The sequence below is a fragment of the Sulfodiicoccus acidiphilus genome (genome assembly GCF_003967175.1).
GTDB lineage: Archaea > Thermoproteota > Thermoprotei_A > Sulfolobales > Sulfolobaceae > Sulfodiicoccus > Sulfodiicoccus acidiphilus.
The window spans coordinates 1,041,841-1,060,107 of sequence record NZ_AP018553.1 but is presented as its reverse complement, the minus strand read 5'-3'; the positions used below and the strand labels follow the sequence as shown (position 1 = coordinate 1,060,107).

General features: G+C 47.7%; 18 protein-coding genes and 2 pseudogenes. 15 read left to right on the top strand and 5 right to left on the bottom strand.

Annotation, left to right across the window (positions count from 1 at the left end):
- Positions 1–6 precede the first annotated feature (6 nt).
- Positions 7–717: a cell division protein CdvA gene (gene cdvA, locus HS1genome_RS05720; RefSeq protein WP_126449975.1), complete on the bottom strand. Its 711-nt coding sequence runs from the start codon at positions 715–717 to the stop codon at positions 7–9.
- A 171-nt stretch (positions 718–888) separates the two neighbouring features.
- Here cdvA and HS1genome_RS05715 point away from each other — a divergent pair, with 171 nt between their 5' ends.
- On the top strand, positions 889–1,140 hold the full coding sequence (locus HS1genome_RS05715; RefSeq protein WP_126449974.1) for a hypothetical protein: 252 nt from the start codon (positions 889–891) through the stop codon (positions 1,138–1,140).
- Here HS1genome_RS05715 and eno read toward each other — a convergent pair.
- Positions 1,137–2,404: pseudogene (eno, locus tag HS1genome_RS05710) on the bottom strand (phosphopyruvate hydratase). The gene HS1genome_RS05715 and the pseudogene eno sit on opposite strands and share 4 nt — an antisense overlap.
- A gap of 38 nt (positions 2,405–2,442) precedes the next feature.
- Here eno and HS1genome_RS05705 point away from each other — a divergent pair.
- Genes HS1genome_RS05705 through HS1genome_RS05695 form a run of 3 tightly spaced genes read left to right on the top strand, consistent with a single transcriptional unit; the run spans position 2,443 to position 3,478 of the window.
- Positions 2,443–2,733, top strand: coding sequence for a hypothetical protein (locus tag HS1genome_RS05705; RefSeq protein WP_126449973.1), 291 nt, complete (start codon positions 2,443–2,445; stop codon positions 2,731–2,733).
- A gap of 12 nt (positions 2,734–2,745) precedes the next feature.
- Positions 2,746–3,072, top strand: coding sequence for a chromatin protein Cren7 (locus HS1genome_RS05700; protein WP_126449972.1), 327 nt, complete (start codon positions 2,746–2,748; stop codon positions 3,070–3,072).
- A complete protein-coding gene (locus HS1genome_RS05695) occupies positions 3,050–3,478 on the top strand; it encodes a signal peptidase I (protein ID WP_268243610.1) in 429 nt (142 codons plus the stop codon). The genes HS1genome_RS05700 and HS1genome_RS05695 overlap by 23 nt, the downstream gene beginning before the upstream one ends.
- Positions 3,479–3,492: 14 nt before the next feature.
- On the opposite strand, the gene gcvPB is transcribed toward HS1genome_RS05695, so the two are convergent.
- Complete coding sequence (gene gcvPB, locus HS1genome_RS05690) at positions 3,493–4,998, bottom strand: aminomethyl-transferring glycine dehydrogenase subunit GcvPB (RefSeq protein WP_126449971.1); 1,506 nt, start codon at positions 4,996–4,998, stop codon at positions 3,493–3,495.
- Positions 4,999–6,339: an aminomethyl-transferring glycine dehydrogenase subunit GcvPA gene (gene gcvPA, locus HS1genome_RS05685; RefSeq protein WP_126451338.1), complete on the bottom strand. Its 1,341-nt coding sequence runs from the start codon at positions 6,337–6,339 to the stop codon at positions 4,999–5,001.
- Between the two features lie 45 nt (positions 6,340–6,384).
- Between gcvPA and gcvT the strand changes: the two genes are divergently transcribed.
- The 9 genes from gcvT to HS1genome_RS05640 all read left to right on the top strand — a co-directional run bounded on the left by gcvT (position 6,385) and on the right by HS1genome_RS05640 (position 13,213).
- Positions 6,385–7,425 carry a glycine cleavage system aminomethyltransferase GcvT gene (gene gcvT / locus HS1genome_RS05680; RefSeq protein WP_126449970.1) on the top strand — a complete coding sequence of 347 codons (1,041 nt, stop codon included), beginning with the start codon at positions 6,385–6,387 and terminating at the stop codon, positions 7,423–7,425.
- A 4-nt stretch (positions 7,426–7,429) separates the two neighbouring features.
- Positions 7,430–7,822 carry a glycine cleavage system protein GcvH gene (gcvH, locus tag HS1genome_RS05675; RefSeq protein ID WP_126449969.1) on the top strand — a complete coding sequence of 131 codons (393 nt, stop codon included), beginning with the start codon at positions 7,430–7,432 and terminating at the stop codon, positions 7,820–7,822.
- Position 7,823: 1 nt separating this feature from the next.
- A complete protein-coding gene (locus HS1genome_RS05670; protein ID WP_373286773.1) occupies positions 7,824–8,558 on the top strand; it encodes a proteasome assembly chaperone family protein in 735 nt (244 codons plus the stop codon).
- Positions 8,559–8,564: 6 nt separating this feature from the next.
- Positions 8,565–8,939 (top strand): Hsp20/alpha crystallin family protein, encoded by a 375-nt coding sequence (locus tag HS1genome_RS05665; RefSeq protein WP_126449968.1) that lies wholly within the window; start codon positions 8,565–8,567, stop codon positions 8,937–8,939.
- An 81-nt stretch (positions 8,940–9,020) separates the two neighbouring features.
- A complete protein-coding gene (locus tag HS1genome_RS05660; RefSeq protein WP_229768178.1) occupies positions 9,021–10,004 on the top strand; it encodes an AbrB/MazE/SpoVT family DNA-binding domain-containing protein in 984 nt (327 codons plus the stop codon).
- A gap of 16 nt (positions 10,005–10,020) precedes the next feature.
- Positions 10,021–10,758, top strand: a complete 738-nt coding sequence (gene sufC / locus HS1genome_RS05655) for a Fe-S cluster assembly ATPase SufC (protein ID WP_126449967.1) — start codon at positions 10,021–10,023, stop codon at positions 10,756–10,758.
- An 827-nt stretch (positions 10,759–11,585) separates the two neighbouring features.
- Positions 11,586–12,560: an NAD(P)/FAD-dependent oxidoreductase gene (locus HS1genome_RS05650; protein ID WP_126449966.1), complete on the top strand. Its 975-nt coding sequence runs from the start codon at positions 11,586–11,588 to the stop codon at positions 12,558–12,560.
- Positions 12,529–12,909 (top strand): hypothetical protein, encoded by a 381-nt coding sequence (locus HS1genome_RS05645; RefSeq protein WP_126449965.1) that lies wholly within the window; start codon positions 12,529–12,531, stop codon positions 12,907–12,909. Before HS1genome_RS05650 ends, HS1genome_RS05645 begins: the two co-directional genes overlap by 32 nt.
- Positions 12,902–13,213, top strand: a complete 312-nt coding sequence (locus HS1genome_RS05640; protein WP_126449964.1) for a hypothetical protein — start codon at positions 12,902–12,904, stop codon at positions 13,211–13,213. The genes HS1genome_RS05645 and HS1genome_RS05640 overlap by 8 nt, the downstream gene beginning before the upstream one ends.
- 586 nt (positions 13,214–13,799) lie before the next feature.
- On the opposite strand, the gene HS1genome_RS05635 is transcribed toward HS1genome_RS05640, so the two are convergent.
- The gene (locus tag HS1genome_RS05635; RefSeq protein WP_126449963.1) at positions 13,800–14,018 is read right to left on the bottom strand and encodes a hypothetical protein; all 219 of its coding nucleotides are present in this window, start codon (positions 14,016–14,018) and stop codon (positions 13,800–13,802) included.
- 849 nt (positions 14,019–14,867) lie between these two features.
- Between HS1genome_RS05635 and HS1genome_RS05630 the strand changes: the two genes are divergently transcribed.
- Both HS1genome_RS05630 and HS1genome_RS05625 read left to right on the top strand, forming a co-directional pair.
- Positions 14,868–15,458 (top strand): NADPH-dependent FMN reductase, encoded by a 591-nt coding sequence (locus tag HS1genome_RS05630; RefSeq protein WP_126449962.1) that lies wholly within the window; start codon positions 14,868–14,870, stop codon positions 15,456–15,458.
- Between the two features lie 369 nt (positions 15,459–15,827).
- Positions 15,828–18,223 (top strand): annotated as a pseudogene (locus tag HS1genome_RS05625) (valine--tRNA ligase).
- Positions 18,224–18,267: the final 44 nt, after the last annotated feature.

Genomic DNA, 18,267 nt, shown 5'->3' with positions numbered 1-18,267 from the left:
AACCCCTCAGAGCGTGTTGGTGTTATTTACAACTTTAATAGGGAAAGGTAGTTGTATCGATTGCTCCTCTTTTTTGGGTTCGCTGGGGACTGCTATTGGTGAGGGCTTTATTTCCACGGGCTCCTTATCCTGAGAATCAAGCCTATCCAGAGTCTTCTTTATGTCGTCCTTCTCAAGACCGTAGCTCTCCCTCCCCTGTCTCAGGACCTCGACGGAGCTCTTGTACTGTTCCTCTGGGGTCTCCGATGCTATGTAGCTAACCTTCACCGCTGTCATCGCTTTATCGATTTGGACTAACTGATCTTCGATCTCGTTCAATCTTCCCCTCAGCTTATTTCTGATCCTCATATGATCTTCCTTTAGTTTTATGGCCTCTGAGTCCAGCTTCCTTTTCATGTCGTCGTACATGGACTTATTTATCTCCCCTTTGCTATAAAGCTCCTCCAGCGCCTTCTGCCTCTTCCTTATCTTATCTAGAAGTCCGACGACCCTCATGGCCTCAGCCTTCCACTCGGGAAGAACGTAAAGTGACTCCCCCTCCACCTTAAACCTAGCAGGGTCTATGGTCTGAAACACAGAGCCATTGACTATCTCCACTCCAGTTACTTGGCCATCTATTTCGCTGTAAACGTGAATGAGGTAACCGAAATCCCTTCCGTAAACATCTTTAACCTTCCTTCCAACATACCTTACCAATATATCTTGGGAAAGCGGCATTAACACTCCTCGAAAAATTCAGTTACACGTGAAAGCCTTATAAGTACTTACACCCTTCAGCCAGCGGAGTCTCCTCACAGTTAGGCGCTTTTAACCTTCATCACAAGGCAAGGAGGATTCACCTCAACCGTTATAAGGTTTGCAACGGGAGAAACTAATTTCTGTGATAGCTTGAGCATATCGACACTCAGTACTACTATCTCCCAGATAGGGAAAATGCTGCACATATCGTCTGTTTCTGGAGTATCCGACGTCCTCGTACTCGTAGGGCTTGGGATAGTCTTCGCGTTGTTCTTAGGCTTTCTCGTCTTCGGCGCCGTAAAGGCTTTCAGAGCTATACCATCTATGACAACAAAAGAATTCCTCTTCTTTCTTGCGATACTAGGCGTAGCACTAGTTGTAATAGGAATATTGATTCCCTAAGCGGACTTCCCCCTATACCTCAAGTGATGGATTTTTTCGATCTCAAGGAGTCTGTTGTACTTTGAGGTTCTCTCCCCCCTAGCTGGGGCCCCGGTCTTCACGAAGTGAGCCGAGAGCCCTACCGCTAAGTCTGCCACGAAACTGTCCTCGGTCTCCCCACTTCTATGGCTAACTACTATTTTGTTGAAACCATCCAGAGCCTCCTTGCAGAACTGATAGGTCTCTGACAGTGTTCCGACCTGGTTAGGTTTAACTATCACACCCCCAGTAGCCCTGAGTCTCAACCCCTTCCTGAGGTACTCGACGTTGGTGGTGTACAAGTCGTCTCCCACTATCACCATATTTTGCACTTTCGAGTTGAGCTCGGCAAAGCTCTGCAGATCGTTCTCGTTAAAAGGATCCTCCATGTAAACTAAATCATATTTTGAGGCCAGTTCGATGTAGAAGTCTAAGAGCTCTCCTGGCGATAACGCCCTACCATCTATCTCATACTTTTCAGTGGAAGTATTGAAAAAGTCAGTGGCAGCAGCATCTATTCCAAGCGATACTTTTCCTTTGAACCCGAGCTCCTCTATAGTTGAAGAAAGGAGTTCCAGGGCCTGGTCCACGGACTCCAAGGGGGAGAATAACCTCCTTCGTCTCCGAGACCACTATATATCTTACCATACTTCGAAATTATTACCTGTTTCAGTTTCCTGTATATTTCTACGCTGGCTATCAAAGACTCGGAAAACTCCCCGAACCCCGCTGGGATCAAGATGAACTCTTGAACCTTCAGTTTATTCCCTCCATGAAGGCCTCCATTTATTACGTTAAGGAGGGGTACCGGAATTAGATTAGCTGAGGAACCTCCTATGTAATTGAAGAGCTCTACTCCCTGGGCCTTGGCGGCTACTTTTGCTACTGCAATAGAAGTGGCTATTGTAACGTTCCCTCCTATCTTAGACTTGTTAGGAGTACCGTCAAGCTGAATTAAGGTGTGGTCTATCGCGAGTTGGTCGCGCACATCCATGCCCCTGATTGCAGGATAAACGTAATCCCTCACGTTCTTTACAGCTCTCTCAACTCCCATACCTCCCACCCTGTCTGGGTCCCGCACCTCTATAGCCTCTCTACTTCCCTTAGAGGCTCCGGCGGGCGCATCGCCGTATGCAGCAATTCCACCTACTGTCCTCACAAAGACCCTTATAGTAGGGTTTCCTCTCGAATCAACTATCTCGAGACCGTCAACGTTCTTTATAGAGTAGAAATCATCTAGTGTCATTTTTAACCCACTCCAATACGAGGAGAGTGGAGCTAAATATGTGGATCATCCCCGTTGTTTTCATAGCTTACGGGGCTCTCACGCCACTATATCTGTGGGTAACACGGGGCAAGTTAAGTAATAAGAAGGCCTTCCTACTCGCTTGGGCAACATGCCCGTTTTTCCTGTCATACATTTACTCTCCCCTCACTTGGCAATTGGGAGTAGTTGCATTCCTAAATGCGTTGTTCTATTTACTTATCTTAGTTCGCAAAGAGACGTACATATCTACGGGGGCGGCTTTCTTAGTAGCCGCGGTACTCCTCGCCTTAGTTTATAACCCCATCTAGGCACTGCAAAATATGCCAAAGAAGAGGAAGGAGGCGCAAGACGTATGTCCAGCTTGCGGGAACAAGGTTGACAAGCCGACTAAGACGTGGCAACTGGTCTCACCTCTGCCTGACGCGCAGGGAAGGATCACTATTACAGTGATGGGGGTGTACGAGTGTGATAAGTGCGGCAACAGGTGGAAGGGGGTAGTCTCCAAGATAAAGGCGGGAGGGAGCGGAGTTGAAGTTGAGGGGAAGAAGGGGAAGAAGAGGATAGAGACGGGAGAGCAAGAGAAAGACGAAGGGTATGTTATAGAACTTGACTTAGGAGACGAGGGTGGAGAGGACGAAGAAGAGTGACATCGCCGTAATAGCTGTCCTTTTGTTAATCTACTTTCTCATGTTCACCAACGTTCTCGCAGTAGCTAGCGTGGACGGTGTCTCCATGTACCCAATATATCAGAACGGAGATTTAGTCTTCTACAGTCCTCCCAATAATGTCCATGTAGGTGACGTGATAATTTACCGATCTCCCTACACGTCAACATATGTAGTACATATGGTAGTAAAGGAGAACGGAGATAACTACGTGACGAAAGGAGTGGACGAGATAACTAACCCTGAGCCAGATAACGTACTTAGGTTAGAGCCCGTTGATGGGATCCCGCTGAGTAGAGTTCAAGGGGTCACGTTCTCGATTGGAGGCTACGAATTATCGATTCCTTACCTCGGTTACCTCTCTCTCATCTTCTACAGGATCTTCTAAATGAGGAGCGAAAGTTACTTCAGAACCTGAAGAGATCCCTCCTCTCTCAACCTCTTAACTCTGAAGGTGGGAGTGAAGGTGCTTGGATGGTTAGCCTTAACGTAGTCCAACCTAGACACTGAGGTCCTCTTAGGTGATTGCTTCACTGCCTTAAGGTCTGAGTAGGCCTCCCTCATAACGTCATATAGAGCCCTAGCGAACTCATCTATGGACTCCTTGGGTTCTGTCTCGGTTACCTCTATCATTAACGATTCCTGAACTATAGGAGGGAAGTAGATCGTGGGGGCGTAGAAGCCTCTGTCTAAGAGGCCCTTAGCTACATCCTCGGCCGTCAAACCTATCTCGTTATACGCGGGGGTTACACTGTACACAACCTCGTGTTTTCTAGGTCTTCCTGGGAAAGGAAGCTGCAGTCCCCTCACGTCTTGAAGCCTAGACATGAGGTAGTTAGTGGCCAGCGTACTCATGACACCTAGCATATTCACACCATCCGAACCTAGTCCTAACAAGTAAGCGAAGGACCTTACGACGTTTCCCACGTTACCGTGGAAAGTAGCGATTCTACCTATACTTCTGTGGGGCTCCATAGACCAGGAGTAGGACCCATCTACGCGTCCCACAAGAGGACCTGGTAAGTAATCTACCATATCACCCTTGGCACAGATAGCTCCTGCTCCAGGACCACCACCTCCATGAGGCACCGCGAAGGTCTTGTGTAGGTTGAGATGAACAATGTCGAATCCCATGTCTCCAGGCCTAGCGACTCCAACTATCCCATTCAAATTAGCACCGTCGTAGTAGAGCTTTCCATCTACGGAGTGTATAGTGTCCGCGATCTCCAAGATGTTCTCCTCGAAAAGGCCTAGCGTGTTTGGATTGGTGAGCATGAATCCGGCCGTAGAGGGCCCAACGATCTCCTTGAGTAGCCCGTAGTCAACTAGTCCCCTGTGATCGGTCTTTACGTAAACTACCTTGAAGCCGGCCATTGCTGCACTAGCCGGGTTGGTGCCGTGGGCGCTGTCTGCAACCAACATATCCGTCCTTGTTTCCCCCTTATCCTCGTGATACTTCTTCATCATCAGAACACCTGCCAACTCGCCTGCGGAACCCGCAGGTACCTGTAGGCTGCACTGCTCCATTCCAGTTATCTCAGCCAGCCAGTTCTGCATATCGTACAACATCTCTAACACGCCCTGCACCGTATCCTCGTCCTGTAGGGGATGAGCGTTCTCCGTCAATTTAGATGCGGCCTCCTGAACTTTCGGGTTATACTTCATTGTGCAGGAACCCAACGGCACCATCCCAACGTCGACTCCGTAGCTCATCTGAGACAGCCTTATGAAGTGCCTTACGACCTCTAGTTCCGACAGTTCAGGTAACTCCAGGGGATTCCTCCTCTTAACTGAACTTGGAACTTCCACTCGATCGTTTACGTCTTCCCGTGGAACGGCTAATCCGACTCTATTCTTCCCTTTGTACTGAAAAAGGAGGGGTTCCTCCCACCTAGCCTGGTTCCACATTCACATGACCTCCGCTACAGCCTCTACCATCTTATCTATATTGTCCTTGGAGTGAACCTCAGTAACACAGAATAAGGCAGAGTTCTCGTCTAGCTGAAGTCCGCCGTGTAATCCCCTACTTCGAATCCTCTCCTTAACCTTGCTGTATCGGGCTGGGAACCTAACTAGGAACTCTTCGAAGAACTCTCCACTGTAAGGCAAAGAGGCTCCCACCTCTCGCAACTTCCTAGCTGCATAGTGACTTCTGCTCATGATCTCCTCATCTAACTCCCGCAGCCCATTTGGGCCGAGCAGACTAAGGTACACTAGGTTAGCTAAGGCCATCAGAGCCTCGTTGGTGGTTATGTTGGATGTGGCTTTCTCCCTTCTGGTGAACTGTTCTCTAGTCTGAAGAACGAGGGCGTAGGACTGTCTACCCTCGGAGTCGGTAGTTAGTCCAACAATCCTACCAGGCATCTGCCTCACTAGGCGTCCTTCCCACCTCACTGCGAAGAATCCGACCATTGGCCCACCGTAGTTTAGGGAGAGCCCTAATTCCTGACCGTCCCCCACTGCTACATCGAACCCATATTCTCCAGGTGGCCTCACCACGCCTAACACCAATGGATTGACTCCCATTATAGACAGTGCTCCATGCTTTTTCGCCAATTCAACCACAGACTCCAACTCCTCCTCGAGGACACCTAGGAAGTTAGGTTGCTGCACGTAGACCGCTGCGACCTCTCCCTTGGAGAGCTCGGCTTCCAGAGCCTCAATAGACAAGAGGCCTCTGTGGTCGAAAGGAATTCGCTCGACAACGACACCTCTCCCGTAGGTCCACGTCTTCAAGACTTGCAAATGAAAGGGATTAATAGTCTCAGGGACCAAAACTCTTCGCCTTCCCGTTACCCTATGTGCCATCAAGACGGCCTCGGAGAGGGCAGAGCCCCAATCGTAAAGAGATGAGTTAACCACCTCCATTTCTAGGAGCTCGGCCATGTAGCTCTGATACTCGAACATGGCCTGGAGTAAGCCTTGGGACACCTCTGGCTGGTATGGGGTGTAAGCCGTGTAGAACTCTGACCTCCCTATTACGAACTTCACAGCCTGAGGGACGTAGTGAGGACAGGCTCCAGCGCCCAAGAATGGAGGACATACTAGTTGAGTGTTCTTCCTTTCGAGTTCCTCCAATCTCCTCACTATCTCCTGCTCGGAGAGAGGCTTCCCAGCCACGTTCAATGGCTTCTTCAGTCTAACCGATTGGGGGACATCCGAGAACAGCTGATCGAGTGAGGAAATTCCTATAGAACTCATCATTTCCCCTACGCTTCCTAAGTTAGGTAACCACGGGTGTCGCGTCAGTCCCAACCTTATAACCTCTCTATCTCGACATTTCGTGAGGTAATAATGTTTAGTACAAGGTTACGTAACCTGGAGGAGGAAATGGGAGCGGACTTCGGAGTGTTCGCTGGTTGGTCTATGCCTATGAGTTACGGATCATATTTAGATGAACACATGGCGGTGAGGAGTTCTGCTGCCTTCTTCGACCTATCCCACATGGGGAGATTAATGGTGACAGGGAAAAAGGAGGAGTTCGAGTACCTGGTGGCCAAGGCAATAGGAAGCACTGAAGCAGGAAAGATGGTTGGACCCACAGCCTTCCTTACGGACAAGGGAACCTTCGTTGACGATGTGATGATTTACGTTCTAGGAGAATCCTCGTGGCTGGTAGTGACCAACGCCGTCAACAGGGAGAAGGTGGCCTCTTGGATAAAACGGAACAGTGGCCTGGAAGTTGAGGACCTGACCATGGAATATGCTATGGTGGCCGTGCAGGGTAGGAGAGTTTGGGAATTCACTGATAAGGTGGAGATCGAGCCTCTAAGCTTCAAGAAGGGCATAAAATACATGGGGATCGAGACCTTCCTCCTCAGTAGATCTGGATGGACAGGAGAGGATGGAGTAGAAATATGGGCCAGGCCAGAGGAAATGGAGTTACTTCTGAGGAAGTTAAGGACAAACGGGATCAAACCAGCTGGACTGATAGCGAGGGACAGCTTGAGACAGGAAATGGGTTTCGTACTTTATGGGGAGGACATCGACGAAACAGTGAACCCCCTGGAGGCTAGATACTGGGTGTTCTCGTTAGAGAAGGAGTTCTTGGGGAGGAATGCCTTAGTCCAGGCCCTCAGAACAGGGGTTACCAAGATCAGGGTCGGACTCAAGTTGAAGAAAGGTGAAAGGGTCATCCCAAGAAGAGATAGCAAAATAATGGTCGAGGACCAAGAGATAGGTGTGGTCACCAGCTCAACTTACTCACCATACCTAACCCGGGTCATAGGGATGGGATACGTGAAGTCCTCCCACCTCTTCTTGGGCTACTCTTCTAAAGTGGAAGTGAGAGGAAGACGAATAGAGGCCAAGCTGACAGATTTCCCACTGGTGTAAAAGTATGGAGAAAAGGACAAAGTACTTAATAGTGAACGATAGGCTCTACACGGACTCGGACGAGTGGGTTAAGGTAGAGAAGGACGTCTTAATAGTTGGAATAACGGACTACGCGCAAAAGAAACTCAGGGACATAATTGGAGTCGATCTACCAAAACCTAACACGCAAGTCAGGAAAGGAGATCCAATAGCAGTCGTGGAATCGGTTAAGGCCGCCGCCGATATATACTCTCCAGTTGACGGTACAATAACCGAGGTCAATGAGCGACTCGTGGAGTCTCCAGAGCTGCTCAACAAGGATCCCTACGGTGAGGGATGGATCTTCAAGATAAAGCCTTCAGGGCCATTGGCTAACCTACTCACACCCGAGAACTACATGAAGAAGATAGGTGAGTGAAGTGTCTTACGAGACCGTAATGTTAGAGGAACCAACTCTACCTAAACCGAGGTACTTGTTCGTGGGTCTCCCAGACGCAGGACTCGTAGGGCAGATAGCCGCGGAATATTTGATAAGAGAAACAAGAATGGCTGAGGTGGCTCACTTTTACTTGCAGAAACTCTCTCCCACGATTGTCCAGGTCTCTGGAGGATTAGCGAAACCACCAATCAGGCTCTACTATTCCCAGAACATGCTGGTATTCAACTCATGGGTCGCCATACCTCCTGCCCTTGCAACAGACGTGGCAGAGCTTGTGTGCTCCCTAGCAACTAAGTTCGACGTCTACGCCCTGATATCAGTGACTGGAATTCCAGTTCCAAACAGGTTAGATCTGGAGAGACTCGGAGTATATTGGATCACCAGCAACGAAGAGCTAGCCAAAGAAACAGAGAAAATGAGTCTCGCGCCTAGGTTCGACGAGGGCTACATAGCCGGACCATATGCCCCGATCTTGCTAGAGTCGAAGAGGAGAGGTTTAAGGAACTTAGTCGTGACCGTTGAATCCTTCTTGGACCTTCCAGATCCAGAGGCGTCAGCTGCAGCGATAGAGGTCGTTTCTAAGTTCACGGGCTTCTCTGTCTCCACCGATAACTTACTGAAGGAGGCAGAGGCGATAAGGGCAAGGATAAGAGGATTGATGGAAGAGACCAAGAAGAACATAAGCGGCAGAGCCGGGCCGACTACCTACGCGTGATTCACCATGCCCACTTACAAGAGGACCACAACAGAGCCGGAGAACTTAGTTGAGAGGGAGATAGAGGAAATAAGGAGGGAGATAGAGGAGCTCATGAGTAGGTTAGAAAGGATCAGGTATGGTGGAATGGGAGAACTCACTCCACTTTACACGCTATACGAAGACCAAGGATTCTACTACTACGTTATAGATATTCCCTATGTGGAGACTAGCGACGTTAACGTGAAGATAGAGGGAGATAAGGTCAGCGTAATGTGCGTAAATAAACAGGGCCATAGATATCGTCTCTCCTTCAGGGTACCTCCAAATGCTTCCGCTGACAAATTAAGGATGTCGAAAGTTAAGGGGAGGTTGAAGCTGACAATCCCTAAAATAGACTGACATTATACAGTGACGAAACTCATATATGGTCTTTGCAACATCTTTATAAACGCGGTTTAAGATAGGCTAATAGGGTCTACTTTGCGCAGTTCCATCAACGGAGAACAGAAAGACGTAGAGAGTCGGAAGGTGCAGAAGCTCGGCTCTTCCTCCCTCTTCATCACCTTGCCTAAGAAATGGATAAACAAGTGGAACATAAAGCCGGGGGATAAGGTGATAATGGAGTTGGAGTCCAGCGGATCCCTTAGGCTCACTGCAGAGAAGGTGAAGGTAAGCCCAGCCAAAAAATCCATAAGAGTTGACGTGGATTCTACTAAACAACAGCTGCACAGGACCATATCGTGCCTGTACTCGCTAGGCTACGACGAGATTGTGCTGGAGAGTAAGAAGTCCTTTGGACAGAAGGAGTTTGAGGAGGTGATGAGTTCTGTGAAACAGATGGTGGGAATGGAAGTAACTGAGATCGGTGACAGCCTAATAAGAATAGACTGTCTTCTCGATTCAGAGAAGGTAGGCGTCGAATCCTTGCTGAGGAGGATGCTTAACATAGTGGCTAAACAGATAGATGACTTGAGTTCCTTCGTAGTGCAGGAGAAGAAGAGGACCACTGAGAAGGGAACGCTCGAGGAGCTCAAAAGAGTCCACTACATGCTCAGTAGACGAATAATCGGTAAGAGAGAGGACAAGGAGAACGGTTTCACTTTAGGTTACTTGGCGCTACTGGCAGCCCAGACTCTCATGACAGTGACCCACTACGTCGAGAAGCTAGAGGAATTGCTTTCTGAAGTCGAGTTGAGTGAGGATGAATCCCACATCGTAAGGGGCCTACTGCAGAAGGTAAACGATGTACTCGACGAAGTTGTGATGTCACTTATCTTCCCAAGCTATAAGAGAATAAACAACGGCTTCACCATGATTGTGCAGAGTAGAGAGGAACTCAAGGAGCTTAAGAACTCCAGGCCGGAGGTGATGTCTTTACATTATGTCCTCGACTCTATGTTGGACCTGCTAGAGAAGGCCATGGAGAATTCAAGCTGTGGAGTTTTTATTGAGGGAAGCCAGTAAGTGAGGTTGAGCAGGGATGGCGAAGCTAACTATAGAAGACCTTCACGTCGAAGTGGAAGGAAAGGAGGTAATAAGGGGAATAAACCTCGAGATTAGGAGTGGCGAGATACATGCGCTTATGGGACCCAACGGAAGTGGGAAGACCTCCCTATCCCTCGCCCTGATGGGGCACCCTAAGTACAAGATCACTAAGGGGAGAATACTCCTTAATGATGAAAACATTACTAACTTAGAGACTCACGAAAAGGTGAAGAAGGGATTGTTCTTAGCCTTCCAGTTGCCGGTGGAGATCCCCGGCGTCAAGCTCTCTACACTTCTCCTCGCAGAGTACAATAGGATTTACGGCTATAACGAGAACGCAGTGGCCCTTCTTCAGAAGGTTAAAGAAGTAGTTAAGAAAGTCAACCTCGGAGAGTCGTTACTGAATAGGGGCGTTCACGAGGGGTTCAGCGGAGGGGAGAAAAAGAGGGCAGAAATACTACAGATGTTGATCCTGAGACCCAAATTCGCAATACTAGACGAGCCAGACTCTGGAGTGGATGTTGATGGATTGAAAATGATAGGAGATAGTATAAACCAACTCCTTAAAGAGAATGGGACTGGGTACTTGATAATAACTCACTATAGGAGGATACTGGACTACGTGAAGACGGACGTTATTCACGTTCTCAATAGGGGCAAATTAGTCGCGAGTGGTGGAGAGGAACTTGCCAAACTAATAGATGAGAAAGGTTACGAAGCTGTAATAAAGTGATGAGTCCAACTTTGTTATCAATAGTTTAGTTCGAATAGCAAAGTTATATATTTTAATATGAAAGTTAAAATAAAACATCAAATTGAGGCCACTACGTCGATGAGGTATTTTAGTGACGTCGTGGGCGATGTGTATATTTCCCCATCTGTGTGAAGTTTCCCGTAAACGACTTGGGATAATCCCGCTAATGGAAGCGGAGGGGTGTAATCGAGTGGAACTCTGAGACTCTAGTGAAACCCAAGGACTTAGAGTTGAATATAAATTTTTAAAAGATCTAATTGCGCATAAACTCTTTATCTTAAAGAGGTCGAGGGGGAGACGCCTCCCGTGGAATGGACAGCCTCTATTTAAATTCAGCCTCAAGGGACTGTACTAACGACAGTCGTCGAAAGGGTGAGTCGCCGAGACGTCCAGACAAAGGCACGAGGTACGCTTCTGCCCCATCCCAAGGCCCTTCGCTAACACTAACCGATCTAGGTCGGAGCTGGGGAGTCCCTCGACGCCCCTGGAGCTCCTCACTCTAGCCGTTGGGTAAGGTGAAGCTATGAAGCAGGAATTCCCGTCCGTGAGGGCGAAGTGAGTACACCAGTTAATGCTGGTAAAAGAAATGAAGAGATGTTCCCAGTTTAGTAGTGAGACGCCATTAGGTGCAGATGCTTCAACGGGCCCTCAGACCTAGACATTGCGCATGAGATCATGAGTTAACGCAGTGGATAGAAAATTCGCTAAACTGCCCAACCATCACAGAGTCCGATGGGGAAGATTAAGTCCCGACTCGGCATGAAAACTCTATGAATGTTTAAAGTTGTGTCCTCTAACTGTTGAGCGTGAAGATAGGGATACTGGGAGGGGGAGTGGCGGGTTCCCTACTCTACATGCTTCTGAGAGGTGTGGGACAGCAGGTCGACCTCTATGACCTAAAAGATAAGTACTTCAAACCCTGTGGTGATATAGTACCTAATGTCTACACCCCTCCCTTCCCTTGGAAGGTGGACGTAGAGGTCAAGAACTTCGCCTTCTACTTGGACGGTGAATTAATGTACGATGTAGATTATAGATATCCAAAATGGCTCGTTATTGATAAGTGGGGTTGGATAAACAGTATGAGGTCCATCACCAAGTTAAGTAGAACCTACGATGGAAATTACGACGTCACAATTGACGCCAGAGGACCCTATCCAATGGACAGAGAAGTAGTGTATACCACTCGGGCCATAGTCAAGACTGGCTCACAGTTGGATAGGGCTATCTTTGAGTTCGACTCCAAGTTAACCGGTTTCTATTGGGTATTTCCAGCCGCGGAGGGAACAATCAACGTAGGAGCTGGCTTTCTAGAGGAGAGGAACTCTAGGAGAGCACTTCTCGATTATATGAAGACCAAGTTAGGAGAGTATGAATTGAAGGACTTGAGGGGTGCTCCAATATCCGTGGGAGAAGTCGGAAACAGGAAACTGAAAGTTGGGGAAGCACGAGGACTAGTCTTTCCAATGAGCGGTGAGGGGATAAGACCCTCAGCGATCTCGGCAGAAGTCGCGTTCGAGGCTTTAACTAAAGAGAAGGAGTTTGACCAATTTCTAGAGGAGCGGCTGGGTTGGCTGGATAATAGAATAAGGATCCAAAGGATACTTCTTTCCATATATAGAGGTTCACCACCTCACTTGAGAAGGACAATGCTAAGAGCCCTAATTAAGAGTGATGTCTTAATTGACGCTTACCTAGATGATAAACTGGACCTAAATGGGATATTAGATGCGGTGAGGTTGACAAGGAGTGGAGCTTTTACTGGAAAACTCAAAAAGTAAGAGCGGCAAACATGCTGCTAGGGCGTTAGCACTAGAAGTCAGACAAGATTCCTTAGTTGAGGTTAACGCGCAAGGGAAAAAGGCAAAGCCGACCTATTCGGTTGGAGAGGCTATGACTATAGATGTCTCAAAGGTTAGGGGAACGGTCGTATATATGAGGTTTGTAAGGAATTTGAAGAAGAAAGTTGAGGGGGAAGTTGTGGTGATTAGGGAAAATAATGTCCTGTTGAAAATGAAGTACAGAAAGTTGAAACTGAAGAGAGTAGAAGGGGATTCATCTTACGTGGAGTTAGTGAAAAGGGCGATGGAGCAATTAAAAGTCCCAGTTAAGAAGGTCAACGGTGGTTGAAGTGTTCTCAGTTGAGTTAGAGGTTCTATTGGACGAGACATATAAGATGAAGGATGCGATGGAGCTCCTAGAGTCGGCTATGCGAGAGTTGGGCAAGTCGATAAAAGTGGGAGCTCTGATAATCTGTTCCCCTGATGAGGATACGTTGATCCAAGCCTTCGCTGAGAAGAGGGATTTAAGGACCTTGGAAATGAAGGTGCTGATACAGTCCGTCAAATCGACTGCTGTAGTAAACTACGCAGAGGTCCTATCCGCGAAGCTCAGGGAAGGAGGGTACAGGGTGACGCTCGCCTCGCGAGGTTAGAGATCACATCGTAAACTCGCTCTGCTTCGGTCTGACTCACTACTTTTAGGTTAGTTTCAGCTACAGCAGAGCACAAATAGGTTTCGCTTGATGAGGTGCAGAATACGAGTTTGACCAATTTTATTCCACTATCCTCTAAGTTCGCGTCTAGGTAGGAAAGATTGTCCTCTAAAACTTTACTACACTTAATGTCTAGGTCGACAACTAGGTAACTCTTTTTCCCGCTCTCAACAAACGAAACCTGTCTTCCATTCACCTTGAACTTGAGAATCATCAAATCACTGAGGTCCCATTTCTACGAAATAAGGTATAAAAATACCGTTACATCTATGGTTTCAGCCAAGACGAGTATTCAAACTATTTAGCCTAAAATTTAGAATTCCTAACCCAGAACACAGACGCCCAGAGGTTTTGGAGTTTCTAATGTGCCTTAGACTCAGTAGGGCCAAACGAGTTTCTCTAATGGTAATCACCATGTGGCAGCAACTGTAGCTCCTATCATACTTAACACTTCTCATTTACGGAAATCTTTGAAGGTTCAGCGAGAAACCTAGTGCGCAAGGGAGGAGTTACACATTAAGCAGTACTAGATTACTGTAACTAACTCTGTACTGCAGTAGGGGCACTTCCCCTTTACTCCCCTCTTGCACGCCTCGCAGAAGTAAGCGTGATACCGTTTTTCATCTTTAGGACAGACGTAAACAAGATCTGTGCCTATTCTTAATGTTGTATTACAAATCCTGCAGTTAACCTCGAACCACCCTAAGCTACCGTGAGAGTTAGTCCCCTTTATTCTCAGACTCATTTAAGATCTCTTCACAACGGGAGCTTTTCTCCTTAAATATTTTGCTACCCACCTCCCCAACTATCCTCGAGGATCCCCCAACGATTCGGGTTTTTACATTTCTCATCTCAGGACGGTGGAGAGTGACAGAGAACCCCTCTTGGTCGAACTTGTGATAGCTAACGATGACAAGAACGTCCTCGTGACCTTACTACACCTACAATGCCAACCCACTAATCAATTTCCAAATCCTAGTTTTAGGATATTTGGGATATCCCAAAAGCAAATATCTGAGTGGGCAGTTCGATTAAGAAAAGGCATTACCCTTGATTTGAGGTGGTTTACCTGAGACATAGAAATGCATCACCCTCCCGACGAGGATTTCCTTCTTCCAGGAAACTCGATGTACACCTACTCGGAAAAGGTGATGTATAGTAGAGGTTTCCTGTCCACAGGATTTGGGCTTCTTAGGATTGATTACATTTGACATCGATCCTCGGCCCTTAGACTTCACCGAAGTCGCGGATTCAGTTCTTCCTCCGCCCATCAGCAGGACGACCCACAGCTGGTCTAGCATGGCCGATTTCATTTTAACTCAAAAGCGTATGAACTTCAAAGCTTATCTGAAACTACTGGCTGCTACCGACATGAGAGCAGAGGCAGTTGGGCTCTTATTCAAACCCTTAAACTCATTCTCAAGGTATATGAATCAACAAAGTATCTATTAAAGTAGAGAATTTTATCTCCTTCTATTGCAGGAGCTTGCTATATTTCATCTTTCTACACCAGAGACCTCTTCTGGGGGTAGTTTACTACTCTTGAACTAAAAGGAACGACAGCTTTATAATTTACTTGAGCAAGTAAAAGCATATGGAGACCGTCCGAATATTAGGGATACCTGGCAGCATAAGGAAGAATTCTTATAACAAGATGTTGCTGAGGGCGGCTTCATCGTTACTCCCCTATGGGGCCACCCTCGAAATATATGAGAACTTGCACCTAATACCACCTTTCAATCAGGACGAGGAGAACAATCCGCCCGAACCTGTGAGGGAACTCAAAAGGAAAATAAAGGAGGCAGATGCCATACTCTTTGCAACTCCTGAGTATAACTACTCGGTTCCAGGGGTACTGAAGAATGCTATCGACTGGGCTTCAAGGCCTTACGGAGATAATTCTTTCGATGGAAAGCCTGCTGCTGTAATGAGTGCCTCGATCGGTATGCTCGGCGGATCTAGGGCTCAGTACCACTTGCGTCAGATGTTCGTGTTCCTTAACATCTATCCTGTAAACCTGCCTGAGGTCTTTGTCACCTTCGCCAGTCAGAAGTTCGACAGCCAAGGCAACCTGATAGATCAGGACGCAAAGAAGTTCATATCACAGCTACTAGTTAATCTAGTGGATTGGGCTAGATTCTTGAAGCAGAAGAAGGTGGCCAAACTGACTTCCTCGCTACCCTGAATGGTTCTCCTCGATTCAAACCTACGTCAACTACCCCACCCTGACGGAAAGGACTTCATGTTCCATATGCCCATTATCTGATGGTGGAGGGTGAGGCTTCCATGGACACTCAGGTTATTTCCCATCCCGCACCCTCTAGAGAATCTGTCAAACTAGTTGGAGCAGAGGCGTTACCTCACAAACTCTCCCTTCGACAGAGGCACTCCGTTATTACTCCGTCGGTGACCGCAATTGACAGTTATGATCGGCGTAGTATTATTTGAAATGTGAGGACTTTCCGTTTCCTTAATCCCCATTGATAAAGGACGTATAGTACAGTCTTTAGTAACACTCTTAAATCGAGAGCACCGTCTATCCCATGGGTCTGAGATGTCCAACGTAGACCAGTGGCCCACGCACTACGACCCTAAGGTCGTGGAACAGAAATGGCAAAACCTGTGGCTAACTAGAGAATTCTACGAGAGGGTGTTTAGATTCAAGGAGGACAGCGATAAACCCTCCTTTGTGATAGATACGCCACCCCCGTTCACCAGCGGCGAACTGCATATGGGACATGCCTACTGGGTAACAATCATAGACACTACTGCTAGGTTCAGAAGATTAGCAGGCTACAATGTACTTCACCCACAGGGGTGGGACACCCAGGGACTTCCCACGGAACTGAAGGTGCAATACAAACTAGGCGTTCCTAAGGAGAAAAGGGAACTCTTCCTTCAGAAGTGCAGAGAGTGGACGGAAGAGATGATCTCCAAGATGAAAGAAGGGATGGTACGCCTTGGATACAGGCCGGAGTGGGAAAGGTTCGAGTATAGAACTTACGAATCAAACTACAGGAGGGCCGTACAAAGGAGCCTATTGGAGATGTTCGGGAAGGGTTTGCTCAAGAACAAGGAGGGGCCTGTCTATTGGTGTCCAAAATGCGAGACCGCACTAGCACAAAGTGAGGTCGGATATAAAGAGGAAGAAGGGGTACTGGCCTACGTTAAGTTTCCCCTTGAGGGGGAGGAAACATAACTATTGCCACCACTAGACCTGAGCTCATCCCCGCTGTGCAAGCAATAGTAGTCCACCCGTCAGATCCGAGGTACACTAACGTTGTGGGAAGAACTGCCATAGCTCCTATCTTTAACAGAAAAGTGAAGGTGATTGCCGACGAGGCCGTTGACAAGGACTTCGGCACCGGTGCAGTGATGGTGTGTTCTTTCGGAGATCCGCAAGATATAAGATGGATATTGAAGTACGGTTTAGGTATAACCCAAGTGGTTGATGATAAGGGAAGGATGATTAACACTGGCCAATTAGATGGGATGAGGGTCAGGGACGCCAAAAAGAAAATGCTGGAGCTTCTCAAGGGGGGAAATTACCTCGAGAGAACTGAACAAATAAGGCATAACGTGATCAGCCACACAGAGAGATCTGACTGCGGAGCTCCAGTGGAGTTTCTAATTAAGGAGCAAATATATGTGGAAGTGCTCCCATACAAGCAGCTGCTCCTAGAGAAGATCAAAGAAATGAACTTCAAGCCCGCTAGAATGGCTTACTACTTGGAAGAATGGATAAAAGGTCTAGAGTGGGACTGGAACATAAGCAGGCAGAGGCTCTATGGAACTCCTATTCCTTTCTGGAGGTGTGAAAGGGGTCACCTGGTCCCAGCTAGGGAAGAAGATCTCCCAGTGGACCCAGCCAAGGATTCTCCACCCGTGGAACTCTGTCCAACTTGTGGGGCTAAACTACGACCTATCACTGACGTTGCAGACGTGTGGGTAGACTCGAGTATAACCGCTCTCTTTATCGCCGGCTACTTCGACAATCCTAAAAGGTTCTCGAAGACCTTCCCAACAAGCCTAAGAGAGCAGGGAACAGACATAATAAGGACGTGGTTGTTCTACTCATTCTTCAGGAGCATCGTACTAACGGGGAAAATTCCCTTCCAAGACGTCCTCGTGAACGGTCAGGTGTTGGGACCTGACGGAACAAGGATGAGTAAGAGTAAGGGAAACACGGTCTCTCCCCTTGATAGGATAGACGAATATGGTGCCGATCCGTTGAGACTAACCCTCTTGGAGACTGCAATAGGAGATGACTTTCCATTCAAATGGGAGAAGGTGAAGACTTACAGACTCTTTCTGCAGAAGCTGTGGAACGCAGCTAGGCTGGCCTCGACTGCGCCCAAAGTAAATGAGAGGCCGATCCAACTTCATTTAATCGATAGATGGATACTAAACGAGCATAAGTCCATGGTTAAGAGGGTGGTGGAAGCCTACAACGAGTACAATTACAACTTAGTAGTGAAGGAGATCTACCATTTCTTCTGGGAGATCTTGGCCGATGAATACCTCGAGCTCATAAAGTATAGGCTTTCCTCAGGTGACCCTTCCTGTTCTTACACCCTACTAAGGATCTTGAGGGATGTGTTGGTCCTTCTTCATCCAGTGGCCCCTCATGTCACTGAGGAAATATACTCTAGGCTCTACAGTGAAGAGATCAGCGTGATGCTTCTTGGGCTACCTCGAGTTGAGGACATAGAAGATGACAAAGAGAGCTTAGAGATAGGGAGGAACCTCACTAAGGCTACATCTGCGATCAGAACCGCTAAAATAAGGAACAGACTAGCAATGAATGCTCCCGTGAAGGTCAAACTGTTAGGTAGCAAGGAGTTCCTCAACAAGATCGACCCAGTGATGGAGGACCTAACCAAGACCTTGAGAATAACCGAACTCCTCAGGGAGGAGGCACCAGAAATAGGAGCGGAGATCGTTAATTGACCCTGAATAGGTCAGCCCATGGGAATCAAATCACCACTCACGGA

What these genes read in the sequence shown, in the direction of transcription:
- HS1genome_RS05700 (WP_126449972.1), top strand. Translation starts at nt 2,746, where the DNA reads ATGCCAAAGAAGAGGAAGGAGGCGCAAGACGTATGTCCAGCTTGCGGG.
- gcvT (WP_126449970.1), top strand. Translation starts at nt 6,385, where the DNA reads ATGTTTAGTACAAGGTTACGTAACCTGGAGGAGGAAATGGGAGCGGAC.
- cdvA (WP_126449975.1), bottom strand. Translation starts at nt 717, where the DNA reads ATGCCGCTTTCCCAAGATATATTGGTAAGGTATGTTGGAAGGAAGGTT.
- gcvPB (WP_126449971.1), bottom strand. Translation starts at nt 4,998, where the DNA reads ATGTGGAACCAGGCTAGGTGGGAGGAACCCCTCCTTTTTCAGTACAAA.
- HS1genome_RS05635 (WP_126449963.1), bottom strand. Translation starts at nt 14,018, where the DNA reads ATGAGTCTGAGAATAAAGGGGACTAACTCTCACGGTAGCTTAGGGTGG.
- HS1genome_RS05665 (WP_126449968.1), top strand. Translation starts at nt 8,565, where the DNA reads ATGCCCACTTACAAGAGGACCACAACAGAGCCGGAGAACTTAGTTGAG.
- HS1genome_RS05705 (WP_126449973.1), top strand. Translation starts at nt 2,443, where the DNA reads ATGTGGATCATCCCCGTTGTTTTCATAGCTTACGGGGCTCTCACGCCA.
- HS1genome_RS05630 (WP_126449962.1), top strand. Translation starts at nt 14,868, where the DNA reads ATGGAGACCGTCCGAATATTAGGGATACCTGGCAGCATAAGGAAGAAT.
- sufC (WP_126449967.1), top strand. Translation starts at nt 10,021, where the DNA reads ATGGCGAAGCTAACTATAGAAGACCTTCACGTCGAAGTGGAAGGAAAG.
- gcvH (WP_126449969.1), top strand. Translation starts at nt 7,430, where the DNA reads ATGGAGAAAAGGACAAAGTACTTAATAGTGAACGATAGGCTCTACACG.